The organism is Aliamphritea hakodatensis (assembly GCF_024347195.1).
In the GTDB taxonomy this organism is placed as follows: Bacteria; Pseudomonadota; Gammaproteobacteria; order Pseudomonadales; family Balneatricaceae; genus Amphritea; species Amphritea hakodatensis.
The window spans coordinates 3,611,100-3,628,431 of the sequence record NZ_AP025281.1 but is presented as its reverse complement, the minus strand read 5'-3'; the positions used below and the strand labels follow the sequence as shown (position 1 = coordinate 3,628,431).

General features: G+C 51.2%; 17 protein-coding genes. 6 read left to right on the top strand and 11 right to left on the bottom strand.

The window, feature by feature from the left end:
- Positions 1-134: 134 nt before the first annotated feature.
- The 7 genes from ilvA to PCI15_RS16595 all read right to left on the bottom strand — a co-directional run bounded on the left by ilvA (position 135) and on the right by PCI15_RS16595 (position 8,275).
- A complete protein-coding gene (ilvA, locus tag PCI15_RS16620) occupies positions 135-1,448 on the bottom strand; it encodes a threonine ammonia-lyase IlvA (RefSeq protein ID WP_271271048.1) in 1,314 nt (437 codons plus the stop codon).
- A gap of 346 nt (positions 1,449-1,794) precedes the next feature.
- Positions 1,795-2,400 carry a GNAT family N-acetyltransferase gene (locus PCI15_RS16615; RefSeq protein WP_376787821.1) on the bottom strand — a complete coding sequence of 202 codons (606 nt, stop codon included), beginning with the start codon at positions 2,398-2,400 and terminating at the stop codon, positions 1,795-1,797.
- Positions 2,291-2,599 carry a type II toxin-antitoxin system TacA family antitoxin gene (locus PCI15_RS23760; protein WP_376787820.1) on the bottom strand — a complete coding sequence of 103 codons (309 nt, stop codon included), beginning with the start codon at positions 2,597-2,599 and terminating at the stop codon, positions 2,291-2,293. The genes PCI15_RS16615 and PCI15_RS23760 overlap by 110 nt, the downstream gene beginning before the upstream one ends.
- Positions 2,600-2,985: 386 nt before the next feature.
- On the bottom strand, positions 2,986-4,431 hold the full coding sequence (pyk, locus tag PCI15_RS16610; protein WP_271271046.1) for a pyruvate kinase: 1,446 nt from the start codon (positions 4,429-4,431) through the stop codon (positions 2,986-2,988).
- A 90-nt stretch (positions 4,432-4,521) separates the two neighbouring features.
- Positions 4,522-5,523, bottom strand: coding sequence for a type I glyceraldehyde-3-phosphate dehydrogenase (gene gap, locus PCI15_RS16605; protein WP_271271045.1), 1,002 nt, complete (start codon positions 5,521-5,523; stop codon positions 4,522-4,524).
- Positions 5,524-5,609: 86 nt separating this feature from the next.
- A complete protein-coding gene (gene glpD / locus PCI15_RS16600; RefSeq protein WP_271271044.1) occupies positions 5,610-7,127 on the bottom strand; it encodes a glycerol-3-phosphate dehydrogenase in 1,518 nt (505 codons plus the stop codon).
- A gap of 389 nt (positions 7,128-7,516) precedes the next feature.
- A complete protein-coding gene (locus PCI15_RS16595) occupies positions 7,517-8,275 on the bottom strand; it encodes a DeoR/GlpR family transcriptional regulator (RefSeq protein WP_271271043.1) in 759 nt (252 codons plus the stop codon).
- 281 nt (positions 8,276-8,556) lie between these two features.
- On the opposite strand from PCI15_RS16595, the gene glpK reads away from it, so the two are divergent.
- Together glpK and PCI15_RS16585 are read left to right on the top strand one after the other, a co-directional pair.
- On the top strand, positions 8,557-10,041 hold the full coding sequence (gene glpK / locus PCI15_RS16590; RefSeq protein WP_271271042.1) for a glycerol kinase GlpK: 1,485 nt from the start codon (positions 8,557-8,559) through the stop codon (positions 10,039-10,041).
- A 517-nt stretch (positions 10,042-10,558) separates the two neighbouring features.
- Positions 10,559-11,002 carry a CopD family protein gene (locus PCI15_RS16585; protein ID WP_271271041.1) on the top strand — a complete coding sequence of 148 codons (444 nt, stop codon included), beginning with the start codon at positions 10,559-10,561 and terminating at the stop codon, positions 11,000-11,002.
- 511 nt (positions 11,003-11,513) lie between these two features.
- Here PCI15_RS16585 and PCI15_RS16580 read toward each other — a convergent pair.
- Positions 11,514-11,870: a c-type cytochrome gene (locus PCI15_RS16580; RefSeq protein ID WP_271271040.1), complete on the bottom strand. Its 357-nt coding sequence runs from the start codon at positions 11,868-11,870 to the stop codon at positions 11,514-11,516.
- 474 nt (positions 11,871-12,344) lie between these two features.
- On the opposite strand from PCI15_RS16580, the gene PCI15_RS16575 reads away from it, so the two are divergent.
- Positions 12,345-12,956, top strand: a complete 612-nt coding sequence (locus tag PCI15_RS16575; protein WP_271271039.1) for a hypothetical protein — start codon at positions 12,345-12,347, stop codon at positions 12,954-12,956.
- Between the two features lie 261 nt (positions 12,957-13,217).
- A complete protein-coding gene (locus PCI15_RS16570) occupies positions 13,218-13,616 on the top strand; it encodes a hypothetical protein (RefSeq protein ID WP_271271038.1) in 399 nt (132 codons plus the stop codon).
- Positions 13,617-13,742: 126 nt separating this feature from the next.
- On the opposite strand, the gene PCI15_RS16565 is transcribed toward PCI15_RS16570, so the two are convergent.
- The 3 genes from PCI15_RS16565 to PCI15_RS23755 all read right to left on the bottom strand — a co-directional run bounded on the left by PCI15_RS16565 (position 13,743) and on the right by PCI15_RS23755 (position 15,045).
- Positions 13,743-14,063, bottom strand: a complete 321-nt coding sequence (locus PCI15_RS16565; RefSeq protein ID WP_271271037.1) for a hypothetical protein — start codon at positions 14,061-14,063, stop codon at positions 13,743-13,745.
- A gap of 158 nt (positions 14,064-14,221) precedes the next feature.
- A complete protein-coding gene (locus tag PCI15_RS16560; RefSeq protein WP_271271036.1) occupies positions 14,222-14,698 on the bottom strand; it encodes a helix-turn-helix domain-containing protein in 477 nt (158 codons plus the stop codon).
- A complete protein-coding gene (locus PCI15_RS23755; protein ID WP_376787844.1) occupies positions 14,695-15,045 on the bottom strand; it encodes a type II toxin-antitoxin system HigB family toxin in 351 nt (116 codons plus the stop codon). Before PCI15_RS23755 ends, PCI15_RS16560 begins: the two co-directional genes overlap by 4 nt.
- Positions 15,046-15,294: 249 nt before the next feature.
- On the opposite strand from PCI15_RS23755, the gene PCI15_RS16555 reads away from it, so the two are divergent.
- Together PCI15_RS16555 and PCI15_RS16550 are read left to right on the top strand one after the other, a co-directional pair.
- Positions 15,295-15,972, top strand: a complete 678-nt coding sequence (locus PCI15_RS16555) for a response regulator transcription factor (RefSeq protein WP_271271035.1) — start codon at positions 15,295-15,297, stop codon at positions 15,970-15,972.
- Positions 15,973-15,974: 2 nt separating this feature from the next.
- Entirely contained in the window at positions 15,975-17,306 is a 1,332-nt protein-coding gene (locus PCI15_RS16550) for a sensor histidine kinase (RefSeq protein WP_271271034.1), read from the top strand.
- Positions 17,307-17,332 lie beyond the last annotated feature (26 nt).

Below are 17,332 nucleotides of genomic sequence, written 5' to 3'. Positions count from 1 at the left end.
CAGGGCGTGGTTATTAGATATAACCCGTCGCCGGATGTTCCTTTCAGGCGCAATAAGTATTGTAACCTATCCCTCCTGCCGGGGCAGTGTCCTGCCCGGTACCGTGGTGGCACTGAGCAGGCCGGTGAACCTTTTCAGACCAGAAAACGGAACAGATCCGGTTTGTCATTCAGGTATTCATAACGGACCTGCTGTTCATTCATCCGTAGCAACAGGCCCTGGAAGTTGTCTTTATGGCTCAGTTCAATGCCGATCAGAGCCGGGCCTTTGCTGCTGTTACTTTTCTTTGAATATTCAAAGTGGGTGATGTCATCGTCAGGGCCGAGCACCTGTGCCAGGAATTCTTGCAGAGCACCGGCCCGCTGGGGGAAGTTAACGATGAAATAGTGCTTCAGCCCTTCATGGAGTAACGCCCGTTCACGGATTTCTTCGGTGCGGTGGATGTCGTTATTGCCGCCGCTGATCAGACAGACCACGGTTTTACCGCGAATCTCATCCTTCAGGCTGTCCAGTGCGGCGATGGATAGTGCACCGGCCGGCTCCACCACAATGGCTTCCTGGTTGTACAGCTGCAGCATGGTGGCACAGACTTTTCCTTCAGGCACTGTGAGTATGTCCTGCAGGTTTTGACGACAGATTCTGAAGGTGTTTTCACCGACCCGCTGTACCGCTGCGCCATCCACGAAGGTATCGATATCTGGCAGGGTCTGGTTACTACCCGCGATGAATGAGGTGCTCATTGAAGCGGCACCTTCCGGTTCCACGCCGATTAACTGAGTATCCGGTGACTGGGTTTTAAAATATGCGGAAAGCCCGGATGCCAGTCCGCCGCCGCCCACCGGCATGATCATCATATCGGCATGATCTCCGGCCAGTTCCAGTTGCTGCAGTATCTCCACGCCGACGGATGCCTGACCTTCGATGACCTCCGGGTCATCGAACGGATGCACAAACGAGGCTTGCTGTTTTTCACAGAATGCCAGTGCCTGATGGTAGGCGTCGTCGAAGGTGTCCCCGGCGAGACGGATATCCACATACTCCTTGCCGTACTTACGGACCTGCTGCACTTTCTGGCTGGGGGTTGGCACCGGCATAAAGACGGTGCCTTTCAGGCCGAGCAGGGCGCAGGCGTAGGCAACCCCCTGGGCGTGATTGCCGGCACTGGCACAGACGATGCCCTGACTTTGCTGTTCTGTGCTGAGGGAGAGGATTTTGTTGTACGCCCCGCGAATTTTATATGAGCGAACGACTTGCTGATCTTCCCGTTTCAGGAAGATGTTGGCGCCGTACTGATCGCTCAGGTTCTGGCTGCGCAGCAGCGGGGTATAGCTGACGACCGTTTCCAGCCGTCGGGCAGCCGCCACGATATCTTCCTGCTGCGGGTAATAGACGTTATCTGCGGCTGTGCTGCGGGTGGCCGGGGTGTCTGTGTAAGTGGTTGCCGTCATGGCGGGTCTCCGTTTTCAGTATTTGAAAATTGGAAGTCCGCAGCGGCTGTCTGTGGCGTGGTTTTCTTCAGTCATAAAAAAACCCGCCTTGCCGGCGGGTTTTCCAATTTAGCGATGCACGCGCTACCCCACCATTTCCTGAGAAATGATGATAATAATGTTCTGGCTGTGGGTGCGGTGTAAGTTCATGGCGCTATGATTATTTATTTGTCGCAGGCCGTCAACCGTTATCGAATAGCATTCAACGTGGAATGCTGGTTTCAGAATAGGGAAATCGTTTTTTAATTGAAACGACGTGAAAGCAGAAACTGATCAGGCCGGTCACTGATCTGAACAAGGCTTACGTTCAGCCGCTTTCCATCATCAGGGCGACCTGTATGCAGGTTTGTATGGGCAGATAAAGCCTTTGCTGAGTTTCACAGTCAACTTCGGTAAAGCCGTAATTTTTATAGAAGTCCGCAACCCCTTCTTTAGCATCAACGAAGAGTCCGATCACCGCTGCAGGGTTGTCAGACTGAGTTGAAAGGGCTGTCTTTCTGATGCATTCAAGCAAAAGCTGCTCACCAAAGCGATGATTTTTAAAATGTTTATCTATCGCCATGCGGGCCAGCTTTAAGGCCGGTGCCGGATGAGGGTATTGAGTCAGGCGGGGATGCCCGTCCGGGACTGAGACCGTTGTATAGGCTAAGGTGTAAAAGCCAATAATTTTTTCAGGTTGCTCAGAATCAACGAGCACAAATGTTTTCGTCAGTGAGCGTTGGTCTGAACTGCTGGCATGCTTTGCCAGATAATTATTTAAAGCATCAACACCACAATCAAAATCGTTGCGGTTATGTAGCTGCTTATTCAGCTGAACTGTCCCCAGCATATCGAAATCCATTTTCCTTATTAAATGCTTTGGCAGCGTCTGAAAGCTTGCTATTGACTGGTGGCGGATTGTCCAGAGCGGCAAAGACAGCTTCTGCTCCCTGCATTGAGAGCCGAATGTTTTGCTCACTTTCATATACTGACCGGGCTTTGGCAGTGACAGCTTCTACAATAAATTGAGACAGTGTTGCACCAGACAGATCTGCAGCGTTCTTGACGAATTCCTGAACCTCCTGCGGCACACGTGCGACTAATCTTGCGTCCTTTGGTGCTACAACGGTCATCGTTTTCTCCGGTTTTAGTCTTAGTTTTTCGCCACCAGTGGTGGGTACTGTTGTTACCTAAGGGTATGGTTTTGTGTGTCAGTATGGCACACGCTTGGTGGCTGTCAATAATGTGTGCAAAACAGGCACACAAGTGAAAAGGAAAGGGGAAGGGCTGCGGTGAGAAAATAAGACGACAGTCTAATGATCGTTAATGTAGAAGTGGCCCGGAATACAGGCTGAAACAGCGTAGTGGTTGCAAAGTGTTTAGTGTTCCTGAAAATGAGCACTGACTGCCTTCGCGGGCAACGGCGTTTTTACATAGGCTGTGGCTCGTCGTCATAGCCAGCCAGAATGTAAAAAGCCCTGCGGTGGCAGGGCTTTAAAGTGTTTAACCTGAACGGTGCTTACTGAATCTTCGCGCCGACACGGACGATCTTCATGGTGTTAGTACCGCCCTGAGCGTTGACGTAATCGCCCTTGGTGATGATAACCAGATCGCCTTCTTCAACCACTTCACGCTGGACCAGTTCATCAACGGCACGCTGGTTGGTTTCTTCATTCGGTACTGCGCTCACGTCGAACGGAATGGTTTTAACCCCCCGGTACATGGCAACCCGGTGCTGGGTTTTGGTCAGCCGTGAGTAAGCGTAGATTGGCTGCTGGGAGCGAATCCGCGACATGATCAGCGGTGTCGCGCCGGTTTCTGTCATACAGATGATGGCTTTAACCCCTTCCAGGTGGTTGGCCACATACATGGCTGACAGGGCAACAGACTCATCAATATAGGTGAAGGACTCGTGCATCCGGTGCTTGGATACGTTGCTGCTTGGGTGCTGTTCCGCGCCGACAATGACCCGGGCCATGGCTTCAACGGTCTGAATAGGGAAGTCACCCATGGCGGTTTCACCGGACAGCATGACCGCGTCGGTACCGTCCAGTACGGCGTTCGCTACGTCGAATACTTCCGCACGGGTTGGCAGCGGGGAGCTGATCATGGATTCCATCATCTGAGTAGCCGTGATAACAACCTTGTTGCCGGTACGGGCACGCTCGATGATGTGTTTCTGGACGCCGATCAGTTCAGCATCACCGATTTCCACACCCAGGTCGCCACGGGCAACCATTACACCGTCAGATGCGTGGATGATGCCATCCAGTACACCGTCTTCAATGGCTTCAGCACGTTCAATCTTGGCAATCAGATTGGCGTTACAGCCGGCCGCTTCCATCAGCTTGCGGGCGGTTTGCATATCTTCTGCATCGCGGGGGAATGAGACCGCCAGAAAGTCTACGTCCAGCTTGGCAGCCAGCAGGATATCCCGCTTATCTTTTTCGGTCAGGGCGGCGGCTGACAGGCCACCGCCTTTGCGGTTGATGCCCTTGTTGTTAGAGATCACACCGCCAACCTGAACGGTACAGTGGATTTCCTGACCGACCACGGAGGTCACCTCGAAGACCAGGCGGCCGTCGTCCAGCAGCAGGATATCGCCCGGCTGGCTGTCGGTAACCAGTTCTTTGTAGTCGATACCGACACGGGTGCTGTCACCGGCATTGCCGTCCAGCGCGCCGTCCAGAATAAAGCTCTGGCCAACGGTCAGGGTTGCTTTGTCATTTGCAAAACGGGAAATTCGGATCTTAGGGCCCTGCAGGTCGCCGAGAATGGCGACGAAACGGCCCTGTTTAGCCGCCTGTTCACGGACCAGACGGGTACGTTCAATATGGTCTTCAGCGCAGCCGTGGGAGAAGTTCATACGGACAACGTTGACGCCGGCGGTAATCATGGCGGCGATATTTTCGGGAGAGCTTGTGGCGGGACCTAAGGTGGCGACGATTTTCGTTCTGCGTTGCATTTTTTAGCCTTACATCGAAAGTGGGCCTTATCCAAAAAGGCCCTGAATGGAGTAGGCCCTTAAGGATATAGTGTTTAAGTTACAGTTTCATCACAGATTCCATACTAAAGTATTGTCCAGCATACGGTTTGAGAATCCCCATTCATTATCGTACCAGGCCATTACCTTCACCAGACGGCCGTTTACCCGGGTCTGGGTGGCGTCAAATATGGATGACGCCGGGTTGTGATTAAAATCAATGGATACCAGCGGCAGGGTGTTCACCTGCAACACTTTACCCAGCGGGCCGGCAGCGGCATCCGTGATGATCTGGTTGACTTCTTCTGCACTGGTTTCCCGTTCCGCAATGAAGCTCAGATCCACCAGTGATACGTTAATGGTCGGTACCCGGACGGCCATGCCGTCCAGCTTGCCATTCAGTTCCGGCAGTACCAGGCCTACCGCCGCAGCCGCGCCGGTCTTGGTCGGGATCATCGACTGGGTGGCCGCCCGGGCCCGGTAAGGATCGGTGTGATACACGTCGCTGAGTTTCTGGTCATTGGTGTAGGCGTGAATGGTGGTCATCAGGCCGCTTTCAATGCCAATGCTGTCATTCAGGGATTTAGCCACCGGTGCCAGGCAATTGGTGGTGCACGAAGCGTTGGAAATAATCTGCTGTTCGTTGTTCAGCAGGTGATGGTTAATGCCGTGCACAACGGTAGCATCCACCCCGGCGGCCGGTGCTGAGATAATCACTTTCTTCGCCCCTGCGCTCAGGTGGGCGGCGGCTTTGTCACGGCTGGTAAACAGCCCGGTGCATTCGTATACCACATCGACCTGATGGGCTTCCCAGGGCAGCTTGGCCGGGTCACGTTCTGCATAAATGCGGATAGCATCACCGTTGACCAGCAAGGCATTGTTATCGACGCTGACCTCAGCATTAAAGCGGCCGTGCACAGAGTCGTAGCTAAGCAGGTGAGCATTGATGGCGGCATCTCCCAGATCATTGATCGCGACGATCTGAATCTGATCACGGTAACCGGACTCATACAGTGCCCGTAAAATATTCCGGCCGATGCGGCCAAAGCCGTTAATTGCTACACGTATTGCCATACTAAACCCCTTAGTGACGTAAAGTTGTTGTGTGGTCATAAAAGCTGCGACGCCGGCCGGTTAAAAACACCGGCGGCAATAACCTGTTAAGAAGCGGCGTCGAGGTTTTTAAAATTGAAATAGCGGTTCAGGTATTCCTGCAGGGCAGATACCTGTGCTGCATTCAGGAACAGACCCAGCTTGGTTCTGCGCCAGAGGATATCTTCAAGGCTGACGGCCCACTCATGTTTGAGCAGATATTCCACTTCACAGGCGTAGAGGCCGGCACCGAAGTCCTGACCCATGCGTTCAAGGCTGTCGATGTGCTGCAGCAGTTTATGGCTGCGGGTGCCGTAGCTGCGGACATAGCGCTGCGCAGTATGTGGGGGTAACCATGGGTATTGGCGCTGCAGCTGATCCAGTAACTGCGGCTGGCTGGTGAAGTCGCCGCCGGGCAGGGCTGCATCGGCAGTCCATTGCGGGCCGGCCTGCGGGAAATATTCACACAGTTTATCGACCGCCGCCTCCGCCAGCTTCCGGTAGGTGGTGATCTTGCCACCGAACACTGACAACAGAGTTGCCTGATTGAGCGGGGCATCCACTTCAAAGGTATAGTCCCGGGTAACTGCCTGCGCGTTTTCAGCGTCGTCATCCAGCAGGGGGCGAACACCGGAATAGGTGCGAACCACTTGGGTGCGATTGATCTGGGTGTTGAAATGCTGGTTGCTGATATCAATCAGGTAATCAATTTCAGCCTGACTGATGGCCACCGCAGAGGGATCACCCTGATATTCTTCATCGGTGGTGCCAATCAGCGAGAACTGCTCTTCGTAAGGAATCACAAAGACAATCCGACCGTCTTCATTCTGCAGAATGTAAGCCTGCGCTTCGTCGTGAATGCGCGGCACAATAATATGGCTGCCTTTTACCAGACGGATTTTCTTAGGTGAAGGTATGTCCATGGTATCGGCAAACAGGCTGGACACCCACGGGCCGGCAGCATTCACCAGTGCCTTACTGCGGATAATTTTGGTTTTCCCGGTGAGTATATTCTCGACGCTGATTTCCCAGATATCGCCATTGCGGGCGGCAGCCACGCAGCGGGTACGGGTTTTGATTTTAGCGCCTTGCTCTTCTGCCAGTTGGGCGTTCAGCACCACCAGGCGGGCGTCATCCACCCAGCCGTCGGAGTATTCAAAGCCTTTGGTGATGTGGCTTTTCAGCGGGCCGGAAGGATCAAACTTAATGCCTTTGGACGCCGGCAGGGTTACCCGCTTTGCCAGATGATCGTACAGGAACAGGCCGGCACGGATCATCCACGCAGGGCGCAGGTGTGGCCTGTGCGGTAAACGGAAACGCAGTGGCCACATAATGTGTGGCGCGTTTTTCAGCAGTACTTCCCGCTCAGCCAGTGCTTCTTTCACCAGCCGGAATTCGTAGTATTCCAGGTAGCGAAGGCCACCGTGAATCAGCTTGCTGCTGTTGGACGATGTTGCCGAAGCCAGATCATTCATTTCACACAGGTATACGCTAAGCCCCCGGCCTGCAGCGTCGGCAGCAATGCCTACCCCGTTAATGCCGCCACCGACGACAAACAGGTCATATACCTGGTGCTGTTTAGCCATGATCTTTGTTTCCTCCGGCGAATTAAGTGGCGTATAAAAAGTGCCATAAAATGTTCGATGCGTTAATCATAATGTTCGATTGTGAACAAAATCAACTAAAAAAGAACAAAAATTGCTCTCTATGTGAAAATTTTATGGCCGTGTAACAAAGGATGTACGACAGAATGCCGGGGATTAACCGGTAAAAATGTGTGGTTAAGTGTCGGTCATGCTGACGAAGGCTTTCAGGAGCAGTTAGTCTGGCGTACAGGAAAGGGCTTAAAACGTTTTACAGGTGCGTAAAAACTGTCTGAATGGTAAAAATTAGCAGGCGGGTGGAGCGGGAATTTTCACGGGAAATCTGAAGGTTAAGATTTCCCATGTAAAAGTTGATTCAACAGATATTGGAGTCAGGCAATCTGCAGATGGATTTCGTGTTCGTCGAGAATTTCGCTGATCACCTGCGGCGGCTGCATATCCGTATAAAGATGATCCACCTGGGTAATTGAACCCTGTTTCACCATGGCGCTGCGGCCAAACTTGGAATTATCTACCGCCAGAATCACACTGCGGGAATGATCGATCATCGCCTGTGCGACACGCACTTCCCGGTAGTCGAAGTCCAACAGTGAACCGTTCATGCTGATGCCGCTGATGCCGATGATACAGAAATCCATATGGAACTGGCTGATGAAATCGCTGGTGGCCTCACCCACGATACCGCCGTCCCGGTGGCGTACTTCACCGGCGGCAATGATCACGGTGAAGTCTTCCTTGGTGGCCAGAATAGTGGCTACGTGAATGTTGTTGGTAACAACCTTCAGATCCCGATGGTTAAGCAGGGCCCGGGCGATGGTTTCAGTGGTGGTACCGATATTGATAAACAGAGACGCGCCATCGGGAATCAGCTTGACCAGCTCCCGGGCGATGCGTTCTTTTGCTTCCAGATTCATGATCTTACGGGACTGGTAAGAAGCATTTACCGTGCTGGATTCACCGCCGGCACCGCCGTGGTGGCGCAGCAGTTTCTTTTCATCAGCCAGTTGGTTTAGGTCGCGGCGGATCGTCTGCGGAGTTACTTTAAAGTGCGTCACCAGTTCATCAATACTGACAAACCCTTTGTGCTGCACTAATTTTAGTATTTCCGCATGGCGCTGGCTTTGATTCATTGGCTGACCCTGTTATCGGTTACTTCTTTAACCGGCTGATTACCCATGTTGGGGAAACGTTTGCCGGCGCGTTCCTCATCTGAAACGGATGGGGCAGAACGGTTGAAAATTATCGCATACGGGGCAATTAGCGTCATTAATTTCACCGGTAAATGCGGTTAAAGTTCATATTCGAAAATCACTGTGTTAATTTAGCCTAAATAGTGAAATAGCGAAAAGAACAATTATTTATGCTGCCGGTTGTGTATACGCCGCAGCAAGTCCATGAAAAAGGCTTTCCTATGTCAGGCTACATATTATCTGTTGATCAGGGGACGACCAGTTCCCGGGCGATTCTGTTTACGGCTGAAGGCCGGGTACATAAGGTTGCGCAGGAAGAATTTACCCAGCACTTTCCCAATGACGGTTGGGTAGAACATAATCCGGCAGACCTGTGGGATACGGTATTACGCACCGCCCGTCAGGTGCTGAAAGATGCACAGATCAGTGCCACTGAGCTGGTGGCTATCGGTATTACCAACCAGCGGGAAACCACCCTGGTATGGGACAAACAAACCGGCGAGCCGGTATATAACGCCATTGTCTGGCAGGACCGCCGTACCGCTGAATACTGCCGCCAGCTGAGCGATCAGGGGCACGGCGACAGCGTTCAGGCAAAAACCGGCCTGCTGCTGGATCCGTATTTCTCCGCCACTAAGCTGCGCTGGATTCTGGAAGAAGTGCCCGGTGCCCGTGCAAGGGCAGAAGCCGGTGAGCTGGCATTCGGTACCGTAGACAGCTATCTGCTCTGGAAGCTGACTGGCGGCAAGGTACACCGTACTGATGCTACCAATGCCTCACGCACCATGATTTTTAACATTCACACCCAGGAATGGGATACTGAGCTGCTTGAGTTGCTGGATATTCCAGCCGGTATGCTGCCGGAAGTGATGGACTCCGCCGCCGACTTCGGTGTGGCCGATGCTGAACTGCTGGGGGCAGAAGTGCCGGTGCTGGGCATCGCAGGCGATCAGCAGGCGGCCCTGTTTGGCCAGACATGCTATCAGGCGGGTATGGCTAAGAGCACTTATGGCACCGGTTGCTTCCTGATGCTGAATACCGGCGAGAAAGCGCTTAAATCTGAAAACCGTTTGTTAACTACCGTGGCTTACCGGCTGAACGGTAAAACGACTTACGCACTGGAAGGCAGCATCTTCGTTGCCGGTGCGGCGGTGCAGTGGTTACGTGACGGTCTGCAGCTGATTCAGGGGGCCGGTGAAACTGAACCGCTGGCGGAACAGACTCCGCTGGATCACGGTGTTTTTCTGGTACCGGCCTTTACCGGCCTGGGCGCACCTTACTGGGACCCGGATGCCCGCGGTGCTATTTTCGGCCTGACCCGGGATACCGGCATTAAAGAAATCGTTACCGCCGGTCTGCAATCGGTGTGTTACCAGACCAAAGATCTGCAGAAAGCCATGGAGAGTGACGGGGTCCGGCCGACCACTTTGCGGGTAGATGGTGGCATGGTTGCCAATAACTGGGTGCTGAACTTTCTGGCGGACATTCTGGGGGCCAATGTAGACCGCCCGGAAATCATCGAAACCACCGCGTTGGGCGCTGCTTATCTTGCCGGCCTGCAGGCGGGCGTATTTACCTCGCTGGAACAGCTTGCCGACATGTGGCATTGCGATAAGCGATTTGAACCTACCATGGATAAAGCTCGCCGCGACGGATTTTATGCTGGCTGGAAAGATGCCGTGCGCCGGGTACAAAGCGGCCAGTAATCCTGATAGTTTTTGCTCTGTTGAGAGGCGTCCGAAGAAATCCGGTCGCCTCTTTTTTTTATGTCTGTTTAGCAGGAAAAGCCGTCAGTGAATTACTCACAGATTCTGTGGATAACTCTGTGAGTATTGTTTGGGCAGATGGCTTCAGGCCGCATCATTACAGGGTTTTTAACAAATCGTTCATAATCGCACCATCTGATATTTAGCTCTTTAAAATCAATGAGTTAAATATATCAATACGATTGCAGTAAAAAAAAACTAAAAAAAACCATAAAAAAACAGGGGGCCGGTGTTGACTGTGGATTATGTGTGACAGAAAAACGAAAATACAGCGTTATAAGCGAAGTGACTCCTTACATTTTTGTGCGCTATTGCAGCAAAAAAATACCGGACTTTAGCCTCACTCTGATTCACCTGCCCCAGATCAATTCATCTACAGCCCCCGTAGCGTATAAGGTAGAAGGTAAAGCGGAGAGTTAATAACCATTCGCATTTATTTTTTATGGAGCGCTGCACAATGTATGAGATCTTTTTGTTGTTACATGTTTTGGCGGCGACCGTCTGGACAGGCGGCCATCTGGTACTGGCGGTGGGGGTGTTACCCCGGGTGCTGAAACATTCAGATGTAGCCTACATTAAGGCATTCGAATCCGGATTTGAGAAGGTCGGTATTCCGGCGCTGATCATACAGGTGCTGACCGGTCTGCATCTGGCGTACCGGCTGTTACCGGACTTTGGACTCTGGTTCAATTTTTCAGACCCGATTTCCCGGGTCATCAGCTTCAAGTTAATTCTGCTGCTGTGTACCTTCCTGCTGGCGATCGATGCGCGCCTCAGGGTAATTCCTAAACTCTCGGCAGATAATCTGGTATCACTGGCCTGGCACATTATTCCGGTAACTGTTATCTCGGTACTGTTTGTGGTGGTGGGGGTGTCTTTTAAAACCGGCTGGTTCTTTTAACGCGGAGGGGACAGGGATAGGTTAAAAGAAACAGACCTGCCAGAGCACTGAACGGTTGGGGAACGCGGGGGGCACTCCTGACAGTACAGCATCTCCGGCAGGCCTGTTAAACAACCTCTGTTAACAACAACCATTGCTTAAAACAGTGATGCAACCCGGGGAGGAGGGTATAGCCCGTTCCGGTTCGCGGTGAGGTCGGGAACTGTTATACCTTCGTCGAAGTAAAAGAAAGGTAAAGACGGCAGGAAACGTTTTCTGTTGTACAGCACAGAAAGCATGAGTAAGCCCTGCTGCAGGCAGCACATAACAACAAGGCATTTTATTGCTGCTAAGCAAAGGTTGTGAGTCTTTACTTACATATCAAGCAGGCTTCGCAGGCACCGGTTCAGAACAGCGGCTGGCTGACCGGGGGAGGCACAATACACCGCAACGGAGCGGTACCTGTGAAGCCCGAGAGGGGTTGCATCCGGCTGTAAATCCTTCAGGGCAAACCGCCAGACACTGAAACGGGTTAAGGATTCATGCTGCGGATATAGGCAAAAATATCTGCCACATCGTTCTGGTTCAGTACACCTTTGAAAGCGGGCATGCCGGGTTTACCGTCCATTACTTTTTGCGTCAGCTTAGTATCTGAACTGAACATGGAATTCAGCTTCTTGCTGATGTTGGCCGGCTTGTTCGCCATGCCCGCAGCGGCGGGACCATCTCCCCAGCCTTTGTTGCCGTGGCACACCTGACAGTTTGTCAGAAATTTTGATTTGCCGTTATCCAGATTAGCGGCCTGTGCTGTTTCAGATGTCATACTGCTGGCAATAAAGATCATACCTGCGACACCTAAAGCGCCCAGGCCTGCAAAGGCGTATTTCATAGTGAATCCCGGTTAGTTAATCAATTGAGTACAGGCTAACCGGGTTGGGGTGGAATAAATGTTTTCGACATTTTTTTTACGTCATTTTCGCCTGGTAGGGATGCCTCAGATACTTTAGGAGCAGGGGGCTGGAACGCTGTTGTTTTATGCAGTACATTGCAGATTCGCCTGAGCAGGATCTGGTGGCCTTTGTAGCACGTTATGTGCTGGTTTGTCGGTCTTATCCGTGGAGTCAGGCCGTTTGTCAATGTATCAGGTGAGTTGACAAAGAGGTACACGACAGGTGTTAACCGGGGGGGAAGTGAAAAGGATTTTCAGACATGCAGACCGTTGATAACAGTGTCGTTGCAATGGTCGGTGTTTGGGTTTTTGACGATTTAACTGAGGCTTTGATATGCATTTAAGCCTCGTGGATGTGAATGAAAATTTTATAGCCAGTTAAGCTGTCGGCTCTGTTTAAGTAATGAGGGTCTTATGGAAAAGATGAAGTACGGCTTGGTAGGTGTTGCGTGTTTAGGTTTGGTTGCATGCGGTGGTAATCAGGTTAAAACTGAAGCGGTTGCGCAGCAGTTAGCACCGGCAAGCGCACCTGAATATAACGTAGGAGATAAGTTCGTCTGGAATATAAATGGCGAACAGAAAACCAATGTGGTGGCATCTGTTGCCGACGGAAATGTCACCTGGAAGCAGGGTGATAATGAAGTCTGGACAGATCAGGGGCCGCTTGTATTCCCGACCAAGAGCTGGAAGTCTGAAGATCATGGTAACGGATCACTGACGATCAGCAGTGTAAGCGGTGATCTGTTCCCGATGACGATTGGCAGTAAAGTGTCTATTTCTGCTAAAGGGCAGGGCGACAAGTATAAACCCTGGGAAGATGAAAGAACCTGTACAGTGGAATCTGAAGAACGGGTAACAGTACCGATGGGAAGCTTTGATACTTACAAAGTTAACTGCAAAGGTAATTATATAAACCGCACCTGGTACTACTCGCCGGAACTGAAAGCACCGGTTGTGTATGTGCGTTATCACAAGAGAAAGCATCAGACTACGTTACATGAACTGGTTGGCGTAGAAAGAAGTTAAATGGTGTGTTGTTGAGAAGGGGCTTTATTTAAGCCCCTTTTTTGTGGGCGTTAATCATATCAGTGCTGATCAGATCAGTACTGCTGAAGCAGTGGAATTTACTTCAGAAACTGCAACCTTTTGCATCCCATTGTCCGTTTGTCGGCATACGATTGCCGCCTCCATCGCTGAATGGCTGATTCTGCCTGCCTGTGAGTATGGCGTGGAACTTGCTAAAGAATGGGGATAGTCATAGCAAGCGTAATGCATCAGGAGAACAACATGATCAGGATCGATTCGGTAACTCAACCCAACATTGCAGGTGCTGCCAGCAGTCAGAAAGCAGCTGTTTCTTCCACCTTTGCAGATTTATTGGCTGAAGAGGCCGCCAGGCTTGCTGACGCAGCAAAGAGTAAGCAGGAAGAAGCGCCGACTACAGCCACTGCCACCGAAGAGAAAAGCACTGTGAACCACCGGGATGAGCTGATGCGTTTGCTCTCGATGAGCCCGGCTGAGTTAATTCGTTACCAGATGCTGGATGAAATGGGGCTGACGGAAGAATCGCTGAAAAATCTGCCCTATGAAGAGCGGATGAAGATCGAAGAGATGATCAGGGAAGAAATCGAGCGTCAGTTAGGCGGTAAAGAAGGCATTGGTGACATAGCCTCCCAGACTCTTTAAGGCCGTGGTGTTGGGGGGGAATATTCTTAAATTGCCCCCCATCTTGTTTTTAAGGCGCTTCCTGATTACCTTTATTTTACCCCGGGAAATTAACCGGCTTTTTTACACGGCTTCCAATATTTCATTTCAAAAACTCTCCCGAATCTTCCGTTCACTGCGAGTCCATTTTATCTTTATGATCATCTTGCCTGAATACTGAATACGCCAGTACTCGCTGCCACGTTTCCAGATATACCGGCTGGTAGAACAAACAGTTTTTTTGAGGCTGATGATTTTTCCGCACGTTTTCTGGCTTTTTACCCTGTCATCAGGCTTACCCCACGCATTAAAGAGTTTTTGGACAGGGTCACCTGGCTTGGCCAGATCGCCATTACTTAATCTAACAGCCTGTGCGTTGATGCTGATGAGCATCAGCAGTGTGGTTAAAATGATTGCTGATTTTTTCATAGCCTGATTCCTTTCATTTTATGTCTGTGCCTGGCTGACCAGTCCGGTCATCGCGGGCAATGGGGTCCGTCTTTCCTTTTGCATTAATATGCGGGTCCGCGTTGAAATAACTGATAGTTTCTTTCGGTCTTCCTGTCCTTTGTTTATCCTCCGGATACTTACAAAAACACTTTAACCGGAGTGTGAAAGAATGCTGCCAGTTTCTTAGCCTGTTGCTTGGTAATTTCCCGTTTACCGCTCAGGATTGCAGAGACGGTGCTTTGGCAAGCGATATCCTTTAAGTCAGCCTGTTTAATGCTGTGCTGCTTCATCAGTAGGGCCAACAGTTCGTGGGGTGGGGATACAGGTATTTCGATATCTTTTTCGTAGTCTTCGATTTTGCGAAGAATAAGTTCGGCGAAGCAGATACAAATGGTTGCCTGCTCTGGCTTGTTGGTGGCGATAGAAAAGAGTTCATCAGCCAGTGCTATTCGCTGTTGCTGTTCTTCATCAGAAGCGATGTCTTCACTAATGGCGGTCAGTAACTTCAGGCCATCATTTGCCAGCTGGCTGAATGTATCCGTTAGCTGATTCATCATCAGAGGAAGTGCTGAACGTTCGATCGAACTGCTGTTTATCGGGATATGTGCTTTCATTTGCGCTTCCTTGTATAACCGGTGTGATCCTTACACCATTTGTCATATTCAGCATGGGTGCCAATTAACCGGATATAGAGTCTGTCCGGTTCGACAAACCGACAAACAAGTCTGCATTCAGTGCCATGTACATCGAAGATATACACATCTGAATATAGCGTTCGGCGTTGTGCTGATCCGCCAAATACTTCTCTGACGGTTGCTCCCGGAATACGGTCAACGTTCCATCCGGATATTGATTTCCAGGTGTGTCTGAGATCCTGATAGCTCTGAAATCTGAATTCTTTTGATCCGAATATCTTCAGCCATAAGCTTAGACCCGGCTTCCAGCGTGGGTGTTGTCGCATTGCCAGCCGTAAACTGACCTTTGAAATAATATGCATCTTCCCTGTGCATCCCTTATACAGCATATCGCAATTTGCGATATTTTTAAATATATACTTAGGTTCTCATAAGACAGCAGTACATGCGAACCGAAGTCTTCTAAAAGTCGCCGGAAACCTGTGTTCCACATTTTTTTCACATTTTCACCACTAAGCTGCAGCCATTTGTTGTTATGCTTGAACAGGCCTCAGGCTGTGGAGTTGTCGTACCTTATGAAAATACTGCTGATTGAAGATAGCCAGGACATTGCCGGCGTGATCTTTGATTTTTTTGAAATTCGCGGCGATTACCTGCTGGACTACGCCAGTGACGGGCGACATGGTCTGGAGCTGGCGACCAGGAACCATTACGACCTGATCATTCTGGATATAATGCTGCCGCTGATGGACGGTCTGGATGTGTGTAAAACCCTGCGCAACCGGGGTGTGGATTTACCGGTTCTCATGCTCACTGCCCGCAGCGACCGGGAAGACATTCTGGAAGGCTTTGAGCAGGGGGCGGATGACTATCTGGTGAAACCCTTTGACCTGAACATTCTTGAGGCCCGGGTACAGGCGCTGTATCGCCGTAAGACCGGGGCGGTAGCCACCAAGTTTCTGCATTTTGGTGAGCTGAAACTGGATCTGGTGAACCGGGTGGTGGAGCGCAGCGACTGTCGCTTTAAGCTGAACCAGACTCAGTTTACTATTCTTAAAACCCTGCTGATGCGTGCCCCGGATGTTGCCACCCGGGATGAGCTGATTAAAGAAGTCTGGCAGGATGATGAGCCGGACGGTGACGTGTTGCGCAGCCATATTTATCAGTTGCGTAACCAGATCGATAAACCGTTCCGGCATGCTTACATTAAAACTGTGCCTAAGGTTGGCTATCAGCTGACCGCTGAGACCTGACTGTGAAATCTGTCCCCTCTGCTAAACGCTTAACATTTTTCTATTTTTCCATCGTGGCCATTGCGCTGGTCACCATCCATGCCTCGGTATTTGAATTAACCAAGGAAGATATCGAGCACCTTTATGGCAATAACCGGCTGCAGGCCAATGAAGCCTTTGCCCTGCGAGTGTTTGCCAATTCCGATTTAACCGGGCTGGATAAGGTTGAGCTACCCCGGGAAGAGATTTCCGAAGTAAACCGTCCGCCGGTTATTTACCTTAACTGGCGAAACCTGCCGCCGGGCTTCCCGGATCCGGACACCCTGGAGCTGAACGAAGAGCGGGAGGTGAAGTTTATTCCTGAATCTCAAGAGCGCGCTTACTTCATGAAACGGATTGATTTGCCCGCCGGGGGGAAAACGTATCCGGCACTGCTGGTGATCGATAATACCTTGTTTGAGTTCAGCGAGGAGCAGTTACTGGGGGCCCACGCTCAGCAGTTGGTGGTGTCTCTGGTACTGCTGGCCATCAGTCTGTTTGTCGTGATGAAAATTGCCGAACGCCTGACCAGTCCGATTTCCCGGTTTGCCAATACACTGGCTGAAAAGTCTCCGGATGATCTGGAGCCAGTGGATGTGCCGCAGGGAACCGCCACCCTTGAACTGTTAAAAATGGTTGAGACGTTTAATGACTATCAGGCCCGTATCCGGGATCTGCTGGAACGTGAGCGGGCATTCAACCGCTATACCAGCCATGAACTGCGTACCCCGCTGATGGTGATGAAAGGGGCCATTACCCTGTTGGGTGAATCAAAGGACGAAGCCTTTATAGAAAAGCAGCGGCAAAGGTTGGAGAAGGCCACCGGTGAGATCAGTGAATTCATTGAAACTCTGCTGACCCTGACCAAAGCAGTGGAAGGGGCTGAGCTGATTCCCCGGGCACTGTCTGAAGCGGAGCTGACCAATGTTGTGGCGAACCATCAGTACTTGCTGAATAACAAAACGGTGGAATGGTGGGTAAAGGTTGAAGGTGATCCGATGATCCGCATGCCGGAAGCCGCGTTTCATATTTTACTGGGGAACGTGGTGAAAAATGCCTTTGCCTGCATTGAGCAGGGTGAAGTCAGTGTGGTGGTGAATAACGGAGGTATTCAGGTTTGTGATACCGGGCCGGGGCTGTATGGGAAATCTTCAGCCAGCGAAGGCTTCGGGTTGGGGCTGTTACTGGTGCGTGATATCTGCCACCGCTATGGCTGGAGTTTTGAGTTGAAGGATAACGGTACCTCGGGCAGCAGTGGTTGCACCGCGGTGATTGGGTTTGCGTTGCAGGAAAAGGGGCCGGTGACGGGGAGCTAGGTTTCAGCGTTGAACGCCGGGCTTTA